At 69.0% G+C, this 17,989-nt stretch carries 11 protein-coding genes and 1 rRNA gene; 7 read left to right on the top strand and 5 right to left on the bottom strand.

Features of this window, described 5'->3' with window-relative positions:
* Nucleotides 1–41: 41 nt before the first annotated feature.
* The gene (gene secA2 / locus LV79_RS00065) at nt 42–2,393 is read right to left on the bottom strand and encodes an accessory Sec system translocase SecA2 (protein ID WP_253831128.1); all 2,352 of its coding nucleotides are present in this window, start codon (nt 2,391–2,393) and stop codon (nt 42–44) included.
* A gap of 109 nt (nt 2,394–2,502) precedes the next feature.
* On the opposite strand from secA2, the gene LV79_RS00060 reads away from it, so the two are divergent.
* A complete protein-coding gene (locus tag LV79_RS00060; RefSeq protein WP_253831127.1) occupies nt 2,503–4,083 on the top strand; it encodes an alpha/beta hydrolase in 1,581 nt (526 codons plus the stop codon).
* Between the two features lie 12 nt (nt 4,084–4,095).
* Entirely contained in the window at nt 4,096–5,631 is a 1,536-nt protein-coding gene (locus LV79_RS00055) for an alpha/beta hydrolase (RefSeq protein WP_253831126.1), read from the top strand.
* Here the strand turns inward: LV79_RS00055 and LV79_RS00050 are convergent.
* From LV79_RS00050 to LV79_RS00040, 3 genes are all read right to left on the bottom strand, one after another.
* On the bottom strand, nt 5,628–6,167 hold the full coding sequence (locus LV79_RS00050) for a GNAT family N-acetyltransferase (protein WP_253831125.1): 540 nt from the start codon (nt 6,165–6,167) through the stop codon (nt 5,628–5,630). The genes LV79_RS00055 and LV79_RS00050 overlap by 4 nt on opposite strands.
* Before the next feature lie 957 nt (nt 6,168–7,124).
* Nucleotides 7,125–8,651 (bottom strand): MFS transporter, encoded by a 1,527-nt coding sequence (locus tag LV79_RS00045; protein ID WP_253831124.1) that lies wholly within the window; start codon nt 8,649–8,651, stop codon nt 7,125–7,127.
* Nucleotides 8,648–9,352, bottom strand: coding sequence for an LppX_LprAFG lipoprotein (locus LV79_RS00040; protein ID WP_253831123.1), 705 nt, complete (start codon nt 9,350–9,352; stop codon nt 8,648–8,650). Before LV79_RS00040 ends, LV79_RS00045 begins: the two co-directional genes overlap by 4 nt.
* 177 nt (nt 9,353–9,529) lie before the next feature.
* Here LV79_RS00040 and LV79_RS00035 point away from each other — a divergent pair, with 177 nt between their 5' ends.
* Nucleotides 9,530–10,105, top strand: coding sequence for a hypothetical protein (locus LV79_RS00035; protein ID WP_253831122.1), 576 nt, complete (start codon nt 9,530–9,532; stop codon nt 10,103–10,105).
* On the opposite strand, the gene LV79_RS00030 is transcribed toward LV79_RS00035, so the two are convergent.
* On the bottom strand, nt 10,086–11,057 hold the full coding sequence (locus LV79_RS00030; protein ID WP_253831121.1) for a GlxA family transcriptional regulator: 972 nt from the start codon (nt 11,055–11,057) through the stop codon (nt 10,086–10,088). The genes LV79_RS00035 and LV79_RS00030 overlap by 20 nt on opposite strands.
* A 72-nt stretch (nt 11,058–11,129) precedes the next feature.
* On the opposite strand from LV79_RS00030, the gene LV79_RS00025 reads away from it, so the two are divergent.
* The 4 genes from LV79_RS00025 to LV79_RS00010 form a co-directional block, all read left to right on the top strand.
* Nucleotides 11,130–12,407: an MFS transporter gene (locus LV79_RS00025; protein WP_253831120.1), complete on the top strand. Its 1,278-nt coding sequence runs from the start codon at nt 11,130–11,132 to the stop codon at nt 12,405–12,407.
* A 16-nt stretch (nt 12,408–12,423) separates the two neighbouring features.
* Complete coding sequence (glnA, locus tag LV79_RS00020) at nt 12,424–13,767, top strand: type I glutamate--ammonia ligase (protein WP_253831119.1); 1,344 nt, start codon at nt 12,424–12,426, stop codon at nt 13,765–13,767.
* A 64-nt stretch (nt 13,768–13,831) separates the two neighbouring features.
* Nucleotides 13,832–17,365, top strand: coding sequence for an FkbM family methyltransferase (locus tag LV79_RS34310; RefSeq protein ID WP_253831118.1), 3,534 nt, complete (start codon nt 13,832–13,834; stop codon nt 17,363–17,365).
* Between the two features lie 430 nt (nt 17,366–17,795).
* A 16S ribosomal RNA gene (locus LV79_RS00010) occupies nt 17,796–17,989 on the top strand; the annotation flags it as partial.

The raw sequence follows: 17,989 nt of genomic DNA, 5'->3' as shown, positions 1-17,989 counted from the left end.
GGTGGTGCGCCCACCACACCCGAGCGCACCACCCAAGGCCGCTAAGCCTTCCCGGCCTTGATCTTCTTCAGCGACGCCCGCACCCGCTGCAGCGCCTGTTCCGCGTCCGAGTCGAACGGGTTGTCGTGCACCATGTACGTCCACGTCGACGAAGGCCTGCGCAGCCCCGCCGCGTCCAGGTCCACCCCGTCCGCGGTGATCGAGGCCGTTTCGAACGTCTCCGCCGCCAGGTCGCCGACCTCCTTGAGCAGTCCCCGGAACTCGCCGATCGCGGCTCGGTGGAACTCGTCGATCGGGGTTTCCCTGGCGAGGGCGCGCAGGTGGATGGTCTCCCGCACGTCCGACAGGTATGCCAGGTGTTGCGACCAGCGGCTGTCCAGGTGGAACAGCAGCACGTGCCGCGCCGCCCGCTCCAGGACCTCCGGGGGCAGGTCCAGCTCCTCCCACCGCTCCGGCAGCCGCTCCTTGAGCTGCTTGGCGGCGAGGTCGGTGTTCAGCACGTCGTCGCGGTAGGCCAGGACGATGCCGCGCTGGTGTTCGATCAGCCGCGTGTAGCGCCACGTGTTGCGGTGGATGTCGATGTTGACGCCCTCGGCGACGCGTTGCGCGTGTTCGATGTACCGGCGCGCGGTCGGGTCGTCGGTGTGCCGCCCGTCGTCGTCCGCGTCCGAGCCCGCCGCCGCGTCCGGGGCGTACTGGTTGACCAGGTCGTCGGTCAGGCTCGCGAACACCACGGACCCGCCCGGGTCGCCCTGGCGCCCGGACCGGCCGCGCAGCTGGTTGTCCAACCGGCTCGACGGGTAGTGCCCGCAGCCGATCACGTACAGCCCGCCCAGGTCGGCGACCTTGTCGTGGTCGTCGCTGTCGCCCTCCGCGCCGCCGAGCCGGATGTCGGTGCCGCGGCCCGCCATCTGCGTCGACACCGTCACCGCCGCGAACGCGCCCGCCTCGGCCACGATCGCTGCTTCCTCGGCGTCGTTCTTCGCGTTGAGCACCACGCTCGACACGCCCGCCTCGGTCAGCTTCTCGGCGATCCGCTCGGACTCGGCGACGTCCATGGTGCCGACCAGGATCGGCCGCCCGCCCTTGTGCTGCTCGACGATCTCCTTGACCAGCGCGGACTCCTTGGCCTCCACCGTCTCGTAGACCCGGTCCGGCTCGTCCTCGCGCACGCACGGCTTGTTCGGCGGGATCACCGAGACCTTCAGCTCGTAGAACTCGCGCAGCTGCTCGGCGACGGCCTGCGCGGTGCCGGTCATCCCGCACACCCGCTGGTACCGGCCGACCAGGCCCTGCACCGAGATCGAGTCGAGCACCTCGCCGCTCTCGGTCGGCTTGAGCCGCTCCTTGGCCTCCACCGCCGCCTGCAACCCGTCCGGCCAGCGCTGCAGCAGCGCGATCCGGCCGCGGGAGGTGTTGATCAGGTGGACCTTGCCGTCGCGGACGATGTAGTCGACGTCGCGCTGCAGCAGCGCGTGCGCGTGCAGCGCCGCGTTGACCGCCGCGAGCCGGTCGGAGTGGTCGCCGGAGTACAGGTCGATGTCGCCGAGTGCCTTCTCCACGACCTTCGCGCCGCGGGTGGTCAACCAGGCGTTGCGGTTGTCCTCGTCGCGCTCGTAGTGCTGACCGGGCCGCAGCGCCCGCACGACCTGCGCCACCTCCGGGTCGCCCTGGCTGTCGTCGGTCGAGCCCGCCATCACCAGCGGCACCCGCGCCTCGTCGACCAGCACCGAGTCGGCCTCGTCGATCAGCGCCACGTCCGGGGCCCGCTGCACCAGCTCGTCCGGGTCGACGCACAGCCGGTCGCGCAGCACGTCGAAGCCGATCTCGCTGACCGCGCCGTAGGTCACGTCGGCCGCGTACGCCGCGCGCCGGTGCTCGGCGTCCGCCTCCTGGTCGACCCAGCCGACGGAGACGCCGAGCAGCTCGTACACCGGGCGCATCCACTCCGCGTCCCGGCGGGCCAGGTAGTCGTTGACCGACATGACGTGCACCGACCGGCCCTGCAGCGCGTACCCGGCCGCGGCGAGCGCGCCCGCGAGGGTCTTGCCCTCACCGGTGCCCATCTCCACGACCCGCCCGTGCAGCAGTTCCATCGCGCCGACCAGCTGCATGTCGTAGGGCCGCTGGTCCAGCGCGCGCCGCGCCGCCTCCCGGCCGAGCGCGCACAGCTCGACCATCGCCTGGCTGTCCAGGTCCTTGGCGCTGCCCGTGACCTTCTCGCGCAGCGCGGCGGCCGCCTCGGTCAGCTCGGCGTCGTCCAGCTTGGCTACCCGCTCCTCACGCCATTCGATCGAGGTCAGGACCTCGGCGTACCTCTTGAGGTCGACGGTCGACGGGCGCTCCAACAGGCGTTGGAACCCGCTCTTGACCCGTGTCAGAAACGCAGCCACGTCTCCGGCCACCTCTTCCCTCGTCCACCACGTGACGCAATTCTCGCCCTGCCACCTAACGGTGCAGCACGGCAGGTGAGTTCCGCATCCGGGTGGCAGGATCACACCGGTGCGGAGGTCGGTCGCGAGGGCTCTGGTTGCCGCGCTCGCCCTCACCGCGAGCGCGCTCGCGGCCTGTTCGAGCGACGAACCCCCCGCGCCGGTGACCGAACAGCGCGGACCTCGCGGTGCCGTGCCCGCCGGGCTGGAACGGTACTACGGCCAGGCACTGACCTGGGAAGACTGCGCCCCCTACGCCCGAACGGATGGTGATCGCCAGCCGTTGCGCGCCCCTGGCCTGCGGTGCGCCCGGCTGACCGTCCCGCTCGACTACACCGCGCCCGGCGGCGACACGATCACCCTGGCGCTGTCGCGAAAACCGGCAACTGATGATGGCGCGAGGATCGGGTCACTCATCATCAACCCCGGCGGGCCCGGCGTGTCCGGCTTGTCCACGGCGGCCCGTTTGTCCGGTGTGGCCGGGGTGAACCAGCGCTTCGACTTCGTCGGGTTCGACCCGCGCGGCACCGGGGCGAGCGAGCCCGTGGTCCGCTGCCTGACCGACGCCGAGCGCGACGTCGAACGCGCCGAGGACGACGAGCTCGACACCTCGCCGCAGGGGGTCGCCAAGGTCGAGGCCGACCAGCGCGCCTACGCCACCAAGTGCGCCGAACGCACCGGCAAGGGCGCGGCGATGCTGGCCAACATCGGCACCCGCGACGTCGCCAGGGACCTCGACGTGCTGCGCTCCGCGCTCGGCGACGAGAAGCTGACCTACCTGGGGTACTCCTACGGCACCCGGATCGGCAGCACCTACGCCGAGGCGTTCCCCGGCAACGTCCGCGCCATGGTGCTCGACGGCGCCGTGGACCCCACCCAGGACGCGGTGGCCGAGCTGGTCGCCCAGGCCACCGGCTTCCAGTCCGCGTTCACCGACTTCGTCGCCTGGTGCGTGCAGCGGCAGGACTGCGCGCTCGGCCGCGACGCCACCCGCGCGCTGCGCGCGTTCCACGCCCTGGTCCGGCCACTGGCCGAGCGCCCGATCGAGACCGGTGACGGTCGGCGGCTGTCGTACTCGGACGCCACCACCGGTGTCACCCAGGCCCTGTACTCGGAGCAGCTGTGGGAGCTGCTCAACACCGGGCTCAACGAACTCAAGCAGAACCGGTCCCACACGCTCATGGCTCTAGCTGACGCCTACCTCGAGCGGGATAAGAGCGGCCGGTACACGACCACACAGGACGCGTTCGTCGCGGTCCGCTGCGTCGATGACACCCGTGTCACCAACCGCGCGGCAGTGTTAGAGGCCCAGCGGCGCTACAAGCAAGCCGCCCCGTTTTTAGACGACGGAAAGCCGGCTTCTGAGGCTCTTGACGCTTGTGCGTTCTGGCCCGTGCCGCCTACCAGCACGCCGCACCTCCCGTCCGTAGAGGGCCTTCCGCCGGTGTTGGTCATATCCACAACAGGTGACCCGGCGACGCCCTACGAAGCGGGTGTGGCGTTGGCCGACGCGCTGGGCGGCAGGTTGTTGACCTACGAGGCCACTCAGCACACCGCGTTCCTGCAGGGTGTGCGCTGCGTGGACGACGCTGGCGCCGCCTACCTCACCGAGCTCCGGTTGCCACAAGAGGGCATTCGCTGCTCGGCCTGACAGTATGGAGACGTGCGTACATCTCGCGTGATCGTGTTGGCAGCGGCCGCACTCGTGGTGAGCGGCTGCACCACCACCATCACCGGTACCCCGATCGTCGGCGTCACCGAGCAGCTCGGTCCTAAGGGGCCCGTGCCCGCTGGGCTCGACCGCTACTACGGTCAAGCGCTGGTCTGGCGGGACTGCCGGGCCATGGCCCACGACGACGAGAGCAAGGGCGCCTTCGCCACCAAGGGCGTCGAGTGCGCGCTGCTGAGCGTCCCGTTGGACTACACGAAGCCGGACGGCCGCACCATCACGATCGGCGTCTTGCGCCAACGCGCCAGTGGGGAGAAAGTCGGTTCGCTGATGATTAACCCTGGCGGCCCTGGTGCGTCCGGTATGTCTGCCGCGGTCTACATCGCGGGTAAGGCTAAGAAGACAGCTCTTGTTCAGCGCTTCGACATCATCGGGTTCGACCCGCGCGGAGTCGGGGTCAGCGAGCCGCGGATCGAGTGCCTGGACGACGCGGAGATGGACGCCGAGCGCGTCGCCCCGTCGCTGGACACCGTCCCCGAGGTGGAGGCGGACAACAAGGAGTTCGCCGAGAAGTGCGCCCAGCGCAGCGGCGGCGCCGAGGTGCTGGCCAACGTCGGCACCCGGGACGTCGTGCGCGACATGGACGTCCTGCGCTCGGCGCTGGGCGAGGAGAAGCTCGACTACCTGGGCTACTCCTACGGCACCCGCATAGGCACCGCCTACGCCGAGGCGTTCCCCGCCAACGTCCGCTCGATGATCCTCGACGGCGCGGTCGACCCGAACCAGGACCCGGTGCAGCAGGTCATCGGCCAGGTCAAGGGCTTCGAGCAGGCACTGGACGCGTACTTCGCCCAGTGCGCCAAGTGCGAGGTCAAGACCAAGGCGCGGCTTGAGGAGCTGCTCAAGCCGCTGGAGGACGCGCCGCTGAAGGTCGACGACCGCGCGCTGTCGCTCAGCGACGCCACGACCGGCATCGCCGCCGCCCTCTACAACGACGAGTACTGGCCGATCCTGACCCAGGCGCTCAAGGAACTCACCCAGGGCAAGGGCGACACCCTCATGCTCCTCGCCGACGCCTACCTGGGCCGCGACGACGAGGGCGAGTACACGAACCTGATGGCCGCCCTGACCGCCATCCGCTGCGTCGACGAGCCCCGGATCACCGACCGCGCCCAACTCGAGTCGACCTCCCGCGAGATCGTCGAGGCCACCAAGGGCACCTTCATGGCCGACACCGAGCCACAACTCCCCGCCCTGGACACCTGCGCCTTCTGGCCGGTCCCCAACACCAGCGAGCCCCACCAACCGAAGGTCGCGGGCATCCCCACCCTCGTAGTCATCTCCACCACCGGCGACCCCGCCACCCCCTACGCCGCGGGCGTGAACCTCGCCAAGTCCCTCAACGCCCGCCTCATCACCTACAAAGCCACCCAACACACGGCTTTCCTGGACGGCTCCTCCTGCGTCGACAACGCAGGCGTCGACTACCTGGTGGAACTGAAGCTCCCCACCCAAGACCTCACCTGCTAGGCCATGCCCTGGTAGACGTGCATCACCGGTCCGGCCCGGTACCCCAGTCGCTCGTACCACCCACGCGGCCAGTCGTCGTCATCCGCGATCAAGAACCACACATCCGCCCCGGCCGCCGCCGAGCGGTGCAACGCCGCCGAGAAGAGCTGCTTGCCCAGCCCCTTCCCCCGGTGCTCCGCCCGCACGATCACGTCCTCGAACTGCGCGACCCCGTCCGCGACGTACAACTCCCCACGCGCGATGACATCACCGTTGTCGTCCCGAACACCGAGGAACGTGACGTCGGCCCCGCGCTCGTACAGTGTGATCCGCTCCGCCAACTGCCGAACCTGCTCCTCGGTGCGGCCCGGCTCTCCCAACCGCCAGTCCGCCACGAGCGACGGCACCAACTCGGCCACCGACAACGCCTCGACCCGCCCACCGCCCTCCGGCGGCAACACCCCGGAGTGCACCATCGTCAAGACCCGCTCGTGCACCCCATAACCAGCGAACTCCGCCGCCGCGGCCGCCCCTACCTCGTCCCGCTCGAACTGCACCAACCGATGCCCAAGCCCCCGGCCACCCAACACCTCGTCAGCAGCCCCCCGAACCACCCCCGCTCAACCTCCCCCGTGACCACCACCCGGTTGTGGTGCCAAGAAGCCCAAAACTCCGCCTGCACCACCGCATACCCCCACCCCCACTCCACCACTTCAGTGGCCTGCGCCCTAGCGAACCGCTCCTCGAATTCCCGGACCCGACCCCACACCCCATCACTCATCCGAGCCTCCCCCTCCGAGTTTCCAGCCCCGCACCAGGAACGCCCCACTGTCCCAACAACCCGACCGCGCCACACCCAAATAACCCACCCACCACCCCCACCCCCACCCGAACGCCTTTCCGCTCCGCCAAGCCCCCACCCACCAGCCCCACCCACCACCGACAGGCCAGGACCCCGCCCGCACTGCCCCCACTCACCCGTCAACGACATTGACCCCAACACCGCCCGCCGACCCCCTTGGCCCTAAAGCACACGCCAACAAAATTGGCCCTAGAGCACCCGCCGACAACGTTGGCCTCAAGACGCCCGCCGACGACGTTGGCCCACCACCGCTCCCTCAAGCCGCTGGTGCCAGGCCGGCTCGATGGGGTGGACTTGTTTTGTGTGGGGGAGGACCACCCGTAGCGTCGTTGCGCGGACAGGGCCATGCTTTTGGGCCCCTGCTTTGCGGTCCTGCCACGGGTGGTCTCGGGGCCCCGCGCAAAACAAGTTCGCCCCATCGAGCAAAGCTCGAAACTCGCGCCTGTTCGATGCCGCAGGCGAGGCGTCTACCGCAGCGAAGCAAAGGCCCGACACCCGGACTTCCCCCAGCTCAACGCCCCACCAACCACGGCCGCCAAGATCAACCCGCCCAAAGTCCCCCGAATATAGAGCCTACCGACGAGCACACAAGACCGGAGAGGCTGAAAGTCAGCCCTGTGGACAACTCCACCCCCTGTGGATAACCCCCCACTCACCCCTCCACAGCAACCCGTTCCCGCGACGGAACTCCCAACAACAACGCCACCCCAGCACCCACCCCGCACAGCACCGCGGTAATCAGAAAGATCTCCGTGAACTGCGTCAACAACGCCGCCTGCAAAGCGTCCAGGTACTCACGCTGTTCCCGCGCCGCCACCTCCGCCGTCTTGCCCCAAGGCAGCGGAACAGCCAACGACGCAGTCAACGTGTGGAACCGGTGCAGCCCCCAAGCTGAGAGCGCCGCCACCCCCACCAGCATGCCCGTCATCCGCGCCACGACCACACCGGCCGACGCGATGCCGTGCCGCTCCGCAGGAACCACCCGCAGCACCACCGCCGACAGTGGCGCGATCACCAGCCCCAACCCGAGCCCGGCGACCACCAGGTCAACGTCCACTCGCGACAGCCCGAACAGCGATGTCGCGGCTACGGGGTTCACCGGCCACTGCGACATGAGCAGGTACCCGACCCCCGCGATGGCCATGCCCGCAGCGGTTACGACGCGTTCGCCGAAGCGGGCCGCCAGGTAGCCTCCGGCGACGGCGCCGATCGGTAGTGCGATGAGGAAGCGCAGCAACAGCAGGACGCCGCCCTCGTCGTTCTTGCCGAGTAGCGCCTGGGCGAACAGGTCCACGTCCACAAGGGTCACCATCAACGCCGACCCGGCGAGCGCGGACACCACAAGGGCAGCCAGGAACACCCGCATGTTCACGCCAGCGGGGTCGATCAGCTTCGTGCGGGATCGGCGCTCCCACAGCAGGAACGCGGCAAGTGCCACCGCAGCACCGATCAGCGTCCCTAACCCCCACGGTGGCAGCACGGCGTTGCGCGGGTCCGGGTTGTACAGACCGACCACGGTGAGGCCAAGCGTCAACGCGAGCAGCAGCCCGCCCACCACGTCGACGCGGACCGGATCGGCTGACTTGCGGTGCGCGGGCACGGTGAACTGGATCGCCACCATCGCCAGCACGGCCAGGGGGACGTTGACCCAGAACACGCCACGCCAGCCGGAAATGCCGAACGCGTCAGCCCACAGGGGGAGACCGGCGAGTGCTACCCCGTAGAGCGGGCCGATAACGCTACCGAGTTCCTGCGCGGCGCCGACGGTGCCGAGCACGGTCGACCGGCGTCGCTCGTCCCACAGGTCGGCCGCCAGCGCCATGGTCACGGGCAGCAGCGCACCGCTCGCGATGCCCTGCACGACCCGGCCCGCGACCAGGGTCGGCAGGTCCTCGGCCAGCGCGGTCAGCACCGAGCCCGCCAGGAACCCGACCAGGCACAGCTGCAGCAGCAGCTTGCGCCCGAACCGGTCCGACGCCTGCCCGAGCAGCGGCATCGCCGCGATGTAGCCCAGCAGGTAGCCGGTGATGATGGGGGTGACCTGTTCGAGGCGGTTCACCGCGATCTCCAGGTCACCCATGATCTGCCGGAGCACGCTGACCACCACGTAGGTGTCCAGCGCGCCCAGCAGCACGGCCAGCGCGCCCGCGCTGATCGCTACGGTGCGTCCCCTGCTCATGGCGCGGTGATCGTCACCGGCTTGTCCACGTCGGACAGCGTCAGGTCGACCGACGCGGTCTGGCCCTCACCGCCGGGCAGCTTCACCGAGGCCTTGACGGGCTGCTTGTTGTCCTCGCGCAGCCACACGGAGATGTCCACGTCGCTGTTCACCCCGGGCACCAGCGCGCTCGCGACGTCCTTGGTGACCTTGCCGGACACCTTGTACGCCGAGGTGCCCTCCACCGACTCCTTGCCGTCGGTGCGCGGGTTCTGGATCTTGCCGAGCACGTTGGCGATGCCCTTGTCCGGGTCGAGGATCGCCGACGGGTCGTAGATGTTCGAGCTCAGCGACGCCGGGTACTTCTGGAACCCCCCGGTCGGGCCCTTGATGTAGAGCGAGTCGTCGACGAGCACGAACTCGCCCTCGATGAGCTGGCCGAGCAGCGTCAGCTTCACCGTGCCCTTGGCCGCGCCGGACGGCCCGCCCTCCCGGGTGAGGTCACCCTCGGCGTTCTGCACCGGGATGGCCGATACCGACCCGTTGACCTTGAGCGAGAAATGCGCGCTCTTGATCCCCTTCGTCACCTCCGCCGACTCGCGCACCAGCGCCGCCCCGTCCGGCAGGTCGCCGCCACCCCCGGTCGGCTCCTCCGACGTGCACCCCGTGACCAGCAGCCCGACCACGGCCAGGACCGCTCCAACCCACCCACGCTTGACCATGGCCCAGATCGTAGGCGGATCGAGCTGAGGGCCGCGGAAGTTGTCCACAGCCCACCGCGCCCGCAGGTGTTACAAGCTTCAACCTTTCGGGTGTTGGTGTCGGAGAGTGCTTGAGTTCCCCCAAATGGGGGCTCAATGTGGGTGGTGTTGATGGCGGGAACGAGTGGTAGGTGTTCATTGAGTGACGTAGCTCTCGACAAGGTGCCAGCGATCGTGTGGGCCGACCTGGTGCCGTACGCGTCCGTCGTCTTCCTCGAGGTGACCGACCGGGTCGGCCCGCTCGCGGGTCGGATGGCCACCTACCTCGCCACCCCGTGCGTCGGCATCGGCGGTCAGGCGGAGGTCCTGGCCGCGGGCCAGCTCACCGCGGCGGAGATGACGTCGGTCGCGGGCATGGGGTCCATCGTCGAAGAGGGCTTCGAGGAGATCGCGGCCGTGATCCGCCGCGCCGACCGCGCACCGCTGTTCGCGGGCACCGACCTCACCGTTGCCCTGCGCAGGCGCCGCCTCGTCGCGGTCCACTGCGCCGACCCCGCGATGCGCGACCAGCTACTCGCCTGGGTCGACCAGACCCCGTCGCTGGGCCTGCGGCGCGTCTCGTCCTGGCTCATCGAGCAGGCCGTCGGCGCCACCGAGGCCCTGGTCTCGCCCGAGCACAGCCGCGACTTCGAGGACTTCCTCTACCGGCTGTCCGAGCGCATGGACCTGATCGAGTGGAACCTGTCCCGCGCTCTTATCCCTGCGATGAGCTAGGTCGGAACATCTTGCGGTAAGCCAGCGGAGACACGCCTATCGCGGCCCGCAGGTGTTGCCGCAGCGAGGCAGCGCTACCGACACCAGCCCGCTCGGCGACTTGGTCGACCGGTAGATCTGTCGTCTCCAGCAGCCGCCGCGCCAATCGAATGCGCTGCTGAATCAACCACGCCCCCGGCGACAGCCCTGTCTCCGCGCGGAAGTGTCGAGAGAACGTGCGCACACTCATCGCGGCATGCTCGGCCAACGCCGTCAGCTCCAGCGGCTCGTGCAGCCTGGCAAGCGCCCACGCGCGAGTAGGCGCGACGCCGTCAGAGCCACCTTCGGGCAGCGGGCGATCGATGAACTGCGATTGCCCCCCTTCGCGCCACGGCGGCACCACGCAGTAGCGAGCGGCCCGGTTCGCGACCTCGCTGCCGAAGTCCGTCCGGATGACGTGCAGGCACAGGTCGACGCCCGCGCCCAACCCCGCCGAGGTCAACACGTCGCCGTCGTCGACGAACAGCACGTCCGGGTCCAACCGCACCGACGGGTAGAGCGCCCGGAACTCGTCGACGAACTTCCAGTGCGTGGTCGCGGGGCGCCCGTCGAGCACCCCGGCGGCACCCAACACGAACGCGCCGGTGCAGATCGACATCACCCGCGCGTCCGGCCGCACCCGCGCGAGTGCCTCCCCGATGTCACCCGGAAGAGTGCCCAGGTGCCGCGGCCCGGGGGAGCGGGTGCCGGGCACGATCACCGTGTCCGCGGTCTCCAGCGCCTCGGGGCCGTGGTCGAGCAGCGCGGTGAACCCCGTCGTCATCCGCACGGGCTTCGCGTCGACCCCACACACCACCACCTCGTAGAGCGGCACGCCCTCGCCGTCGACCGCCGCGCGCATCACCTGCGGCGGGATCGTCAGGTCGTAGCCGACCGCCTCGTCGATGGCCAGGACCGCCACCCGGTGCGTCATGGCCAGATTCTTGCACATATTGGCAATCAGGCCACTAGGCCACAGTGGAGCCGACACCGCACCCTGGACGCCGTGACACAGACACAGATCCGGGTCCGGCGGCCGCACTGGGCCTGGTTCGTCGCGGGCGTCGCCTTCGTCGCCCTGGTCGGCGCCGCGGGGTTCCGCGCAGCGCCCAGCGTGCTGATCGACCCCCTGCACCGCGAGTTCGGCTGGTCCACCGCGACCATCTCGACCGCTGTCAGCATCAACCTGCTCCTCTATGGACTGATCTCGCCGTTCGCGGCCGCGCTCATGGAGCGGCTCGGAATGCGCCGAGTCGTCTCGGGCGCCCTAGTGCTCGTCGCCGCCGGTAGCGGACTCACCGTCTTCATGAACTCGAGCTGGCAGCTGCTCCTCCTCTGGGGCGTGCTCGTGGGTGTCGGCACCGGCTCGATGGCGCTCACGTTCGTCGCCACGGTGACCTCCCGGTGGTTCGTGAAGCACCAAGGCCTCGTCAGCGGCGTACTCACCGCGGCAGGCGCGGCCGGGCAGCTCGTGTTCCTGCCCGTAGTCGCCCAGCTCGCCACCCACAGCGGTTGGCGCACGGCTTCCCTAGCCATCTCCTTCACCGCGCTCGCCGTCGTCCCTCTTGTCCTCATCGCGCTCCGGGACAAGCCCAGCGATGTCGGCACTACCGCCTACGGAGCCACCGGTAAGGAAGATCCGATCCCCGCCACCAGCGGGCGAACCGCGTCCCGAGCCCTGCAGGTGCTCAGCCAGGCATCGCGAACCGGGACGTTCTGGCTCCTCGCGGGCGGCTTCGCCATCTGCGGCGCTTCGACCAACGGGCTCATCGGCACCCACTTCGTACCTGCCGCCCACGACCACGGGATGCCCACTACGACCGCTGCGGGACTCCTCGCCCTAGTCGGCTTGTTCGACGTCATCGGCACCATCGCGTCCGGTTGGCTTACCGACAAGGTCGACCCGCGCTACCTACTCGGCGCCTACTACACCTTGCGCGGCGCGTCGCTGTTGATCCTGCCGCAGCTGTTCGCCCCCACCACCGAACCACCCATGTGGGCGTTCATCGTCTTCTATGGTCTCGACTGGGTCGCCACGGTCCCACCGACGGTTGCCCTGTGCAGGAGGGTCTACGGCCACGACGGACCCATCGTGTTCGGCTGGGTCTTCGCCTCCCACCAGGTCGGTGCCGCGCTCGCCGCGGTCGGCGCGGGACTCACGCGCGACCACCACGGCAGCTACGACATCGCCTGGTACGTCTCGGGCGGACTGTGCGCTCTAGCGGCCGTCATGTCACTGCGCATCACCTCACACGGGCTCGATAAGGCGCGCACCACCAGTTGATGTCTACGCTGCGCACATGGATCGCCAGCAAGAGTTCGTCCTGCGCACGCTCGAAGAACGCGACATCCGGTTCGTCCGGTTGTGGTTCACCGACGTGCTCGGCTTCCTGAAGTCCGTCGCGGTCGCGCCCGCCGAGCTCGAGGGCGCGTTCGCCGAGGGCATCGGGTTCGACGGCTCGGCGATCGAGGGATTCTCCCGGGTGTACGAGTCGGACATGATCGCCAAGCCCGACCCGGCGACCTTCCAGGTGCTGCCCTGGGAGACCCCGGACGGCGAGCCCTACTCGGCGCGGATGTTCTGCGACATCGCCATGCCGGACGGCTCACCGTCCTGGGCGGACCCACGGCACGTGCTGCGCCGCACGCTGTCGAAGGCCAGCGAGGCCGGGTTCACCTGCTACGTGCACCCCGAGATCGAGTTCTTCCTGCTCAACGACCTGCCGCACGACGGGAGCGAGCCGACCCCCGCCGACAACGGCGGCTACTTCGACCAGGCCAGCCACGCCACCGCCACGCACTTCCGCAGGCACGCCATCGAGACCCTCGAGGCGATGGGCATCTCGGTCGAGTTCAGCCACCACGAGGGCGCGCCCGGCCAGCAGGAGATCGACCTGCGCTACGCCGACGCGCTCACCATGGCCGACAACGTCATGACCTTCCGGTACGTGGTCAAGGAGGTCGCACTCACCCAGGGCGTGTTCGCGTCCTTCATGCCCAAGCCGTTCTCCGATCAGCCCGGCTCCGGCATGCACACCCACGTGAGCCTCTTCGAAGGCGACCGCAACGCGTTCTACGACAACGAGGACCCGTATCAGCTATCGGCAACCGGTAAGGCGTTCGTCGCGGGTCTGCTCAAGCACGCACGCGAGATCTCGGCCGTCACCAACCAGTGGGTCAACTCGTATAAGAGGCTCATCGTCGGTGGTGAGGCCCCTACCGCTGTCTGCTGGGGACACGCCAACCGGTCCGCGCTGGTCCGAGTTCCCATGTACTCGCCGACCAAGGCGTCGTCGCGCCGCGTAGAGATCCGCTCGCTCGACTCGGCCTGCAACCCGTACCTGGCGTTCTCGGTCATCCTCGCTGCGGGCCTCAAGGGCGTCGCAGAGGGCTACCCGCTTCCCCCGGCCGCCGAGGACGACGTGTGGTCGTTGTCCGACGCCGAGCGCCGCGCCGCCGGTTACGCGAACCTGCCGCAGAACCTCGGCGAGGCCCTGGCCGAGATGGAGAACTCGGAGCTGCTCGCCGAGACGCTCGGCGAGCACGTCTTCGACTACTTCCTCCGCAACAAGCGGACCGAATGGGACACATACCGGCGCAGCGTCACCCCCTACGAGCTGCGAACTCTTCTCCCGATGCTCTAGTCCGATCACCCGATCGCTCGACTGGTAGGCCCACGGGCGCCCTTCGAGCCACTAGGTTGACCGGGTGCCCGACGTGCCCCCCGACGCCGTGACGACCGTGATCGCCTGTACCGCGGTGGCCGCGCAGGACCTGCCAGCCGCCCGGTTGGCGGCCAGGACCTTCCTCGACCACCACCCCGGTGCCCGGTTCGTGACCCTGCTGGTCGACGGCGAACGCTCCGACGGGGTGCTGGTGCCCGAGGACATCGGCGTCCACCCGGCCGAGCTCGCCGACCTCGCCACCGGCCACACCGCGGCCGAGGCGTGCGCCGCGCTGCGCCCCCGGCTGCTGGAGTCGCTGCTGGTCGACCACACCTGCCCGGTGATCTACCTGGCGCCGTGGACCAGGGTGTACGCGCCGTTCGCGGCCGCGGTGACCGCCCCGCTCGACCAGGCCGCCGTCGTCCTGGTGCCCAGGGTGCTGCGGCCGCTACCAGCGGACGGCCTGCGCCCCACCCAGCAGGAACTGCTCGCCGCCGGGATCTACGACGACGGCCTCATCGCGGTCAGCCACGGCGCGGAGCCCTTCTTGCACGCCTGGGCAGAGGCCTGCTTGGACGACCCCGCGCGCGCGGGGTCGTTCCTCGACGGTGCCCCTGCCATGGCTGACCACCACGTATTGCGTGACCCCGGTCTAGGGCTCTCCGGGTGGAACGCCGCCCAACGGGCGCTAGCGCGTGATGCCACCGGCAACCTCACCGCGGGCGCGGCGACTCTACGCACGGCGATATTCCAAGGCTTCGACCCAGCCAAACCGTGGCTTCTTACCGCGGAAATCACCGACCACCCGCGAGTTCTCCTCTCGGAACACCCGCTGTTGGCCTCAGTCGTCACCGATTACGCCACCGCGCTCGACGACGTGTACGAGCTACCGCAATCGACAGTCCGATTTGGCAAACTCGCAGATGGCACTGTCTTCCCCGCACCCCTGCGCGCCGCGTACCGCGCCGCTAGGAGCAGCCAAGACCCGCCTCCGCCCGCGGGCGTCGAGCCCGCCGGGTTCCTGCGTTGGGCGTGTGCTCCCGAACCAGGTGTTCCCGACGCCACCAGGTGGTCGTTCGCGCTCTGGCAGGGCGACCCTGAACTGGGCGAACGCTTCCCCGAGCCGTTCGGGGTCGATGCCGCCGCTTACCGCGACTGGTGCGCGACCGACGCCGTGCTCGCGGGACGCCTCCACCAGCGCGCGGTACCCGGCCAGCAGACCGTCGACGTCACCCTGATCGACCAGATCGGCGTGTCCGTCATCGGCACGGGCCCACTCGCGGACCGCGTCCGCCTCGCCGCGGAGGCATCCGGCCTCCCCATCTCCGACGAGCCGGTTTACCCGGTGGTCCTCGCCTGCGGAGTACCAGGCGGACTACCGCGACAGCGCCACGTCATCGCGATTAGAGACGACCTCACGCCGATCCCGTTCCGGGCCGACGAACGATGGCTGGTCTGGCCTACTGTCGCTCCCGCTCCAGACGGCATAGCCACACACACGGTCCCGTTGCCACTGCCTGACCCAGGCGCGCGCGACGAGGTCGCACGTGACCACGCGAGACACCGACTAGGGCTGGGAGACGAATTCGTCTTCGTCGCCTTCGCGGATCGTGGAGACGACCTGCTGGCAGCGTTCGCCGCCGCCTTCCCAGGCCGCGAAGACGTCCGACTCGTGCTCTTGGTGCCCACAGCGTTCGCGCGCTCCGAGGCTTCCGAGAGACTCCGGCTCTCCGCGGCGGCGGACTCCCGTGTCCGGCTAGTCCCCGACGAGTCCACCTTCGTCGCCGTCGCTGACGCGGCGAACTGGGTCGTGTCGCTGGATCAGCCGGATAGCTCTGACTCGGCCCGGGTTAACCGCTGGCTGGCAGAGGTGTCTCTGCGGGCAGTCCCGACGATCACCCTCGCCGGGGGAGCGGCAGCTGACCTGCTCGGACCAGACAGCTGCGTCCCACTACCCACCGACGAGTTCGCAGCCGACACGATGGTCGCGGGCGCCATCCGCGACCTGGTCGACGACCACGCGGCCGCCGACAAGATCGGCTCGGCCGCGCGCACGCACGTGCTCGAACGACTCGCACCTGCGGCCGCTGGAGCTGCCGTGCGCAGACGGGTCGAACTCGCGTACCGCAGTTGGAGAGCGGGGCGTGCACTCGCCGCTGCCACCGAAGACGACCCACTGCGCGCACTACGCGCTGCCCGGCACGCCCTCCACCGGCGACCGGACACCGACGTGGGGCACAAGATCCCGATGGCCCCGCAGCTACGCCGGGCCGTGCTGCGCGTGCTCAACCACTACGACGCGCATCTGACCTCGGTGCTCGCCTCGCTGATCGACGGCATAGAGCGCACGGCCGTCGAGCTCGTCGAACGCCAAGACAGGCTCTCTAGCGCGGGTGCGGGCCTAGACGCGGACCTACTACGCGCGGACCTCGACCTGGTCGTGGACCGGATGGGCCAACTCGGCAAGCAGGTCTCCGCTACCGGCGAGGAAGTCGTTCGCCTGAGGGGGGAGACCGCGGCAGGTACACGCATAGTGGACGACCTCACCGCACAAGTCCGAGATGTGTCCACAAGGGAGCAACACGACAGCTCTGCCGAGGTCCGGGCACTGACCGACGCCCTAGCCGCGAGCAACGCCAGGCTGGATGCGATGGAAGCGCGCCTGGCCGCTCAGCAGGCCGAGGCGGAGAGCCGACTCGTGATGGGCTCGTGGTCCGCGGACCAGGCACTTCGCGCCACTGATGCCCTTCGCCGTGTCGTCGTCCGGCAGCACGAACGCGGGGTCTCGGTCGATGTACCCAGCTCTCCCGTCTTGTGCGACGCGGGACTCTTGCGGCTACCTGCGCAGGACAGCGTCATGTCGGCCGTTCTGTCGAGCAACGGGGTCTGGGAACCCGACGTCGCGGAGCTGGTCGACTCGCTCATCGAGCCCGACAGCGTGTTCCTCGACGTGGGCGCCTACGTCGGCTACCACGCGATCCGAGTCCTCAGCCGACTCGGTACGAGTGGGACCGTCGTCGTCGTGGAGCCCGACCCGGACGCGGTGAAACTGTTGCGCCACAACGTTTCCGAGAACGTCTCGGACGTGGTCGCCGACCACCTCGTCGTGCTGCAGGCCGCGGCCTGGGACAGCACGACCCCGCTCGTGGGGACCCCCGCGCCGGGCGGCGGTTACGGGGTTCGGCCAGCCGGATCACCGGAAGTGACCACGGACACACAAAGTGGATCAGCGGTCCCCGCGGTCCGGCTCGACCGCGAGCTCGACGCCATCGAGGCCACCAAGGGGCAGCGGCTGACGGTCGTCAAAGTGGACATTCCGGGCCTCGGGCACCGCGCCCTGGGGGGTCTCGTGCGCCGCCTGCGCAAGGATCGACCGAACGTCATCCTCGCCTTCGACGGCGCCATGACCAGCGGTTTCGGTGATGACCCGGCCACCGTGCTCAGCGAGTTCCAGGCGTGGGGGTACGAGCTGGTGCGGGTCGGCGAGCAGGTGCCCGCCGCGGTGGCCGATCTCGTCTCCGACGTGCTCGCCGGGCGGGTCCGCACGCTGTGGCTGCGACCCCCCGCAAGCCGCTGACCAGGCGATTTGACTTTGGAATTCGGGGTGGGTAACTTTCTCCATGTCGCACGGAGCGCCGGACGGAACAGGACGCAAGAGCCTGGCGGGGACGGACTCGGAGACAGAACGGGTCGAGCGGTTGACACCGCGAACCGAACCGAGTAAAGTACTGCGACGTTGCCACGATCTACTTCTCCCAGCACAGGGCCTTCCGGTCCGGCGCGGGTGGGATACGATCAGGTGAATACAAACTTGCTAGGCAATACCAGCCTCGGATGAGGTCGCCCATGGTGGCGGTTGAATCGGATGTGCGTGTGTTGTTTGAGAACTCAACAGTGTGCCGATTTAAGCCAGTAGAGCTTGAATGATTGAACCCTATTTGTGGGTTCCTTTGAGATGAATATGATGCCAGTTTGGTGTCTGTTTGTCAGGTATTACTCTTAAAGCATCTTTGGAGAGTTTGATCCTGGCTCAGGACGAACGCTGGCGGCGTGCTTAACACATGCAAGTCGAGCGGTAAGGCCCTTCGGGGTACACGAGCGGCGAACGGGTGAGTAACACGTGGGTAATCTGCCCCATACTCTGGGATAAGCCCGGGAAACTGGGTCTAATACCGGATATGACCCCGCACCGCATGGTGTG

Origin of the sequence: Actinokineospora globicatena (assembly GCF_024171945.1) — a bacterium.
Classification (GTDB): domain Bacteria; phylum Actinomycetota; class Actinomycetes; order Mycobacteriales; family Pseudonocardiaceae; genus Actinokineospora; species Actinokineospora globicatena.
The sequence above is the reverse complement of the archived record's forward strand: the minus strand, read 5'-3'. Positions and strand labels throughout refer to the sequence as shown.

Excerpts from the sequence above, each read along its gene's own strand:
- LV79_RS00045 (WP_253831124.1), bottom strand. The coding sequence starts at position 8,651 with ATGAGCAGGGGACGCACCGTAGCGATCAGCGCGGGCGCGCTGGCCGTG.
- LV79_RS00040 (WP_253831123.1), bottom strand. The coding sequence starts at position 9,352 with ATGGTCAAGCGTGGGTGGGTTGGAGCGGTCCTGGCCGTGGTCGGGCTG.
- LV79_RS00030 (WP_253831121.1), bottom strand. The coding sequence starts at position 11,057 with ATGACGCACCGGGTGGCGGTCCTGGCCATCGACGAGGCGGTCGGCTAC.
- glnA (WP_253831119.1), top strand. The coding sequence starts at position 12,424 with ATGGATCGCCAGCAAGAGTTCGTCCTGCGCACGCTCGAAGAACGCGAC.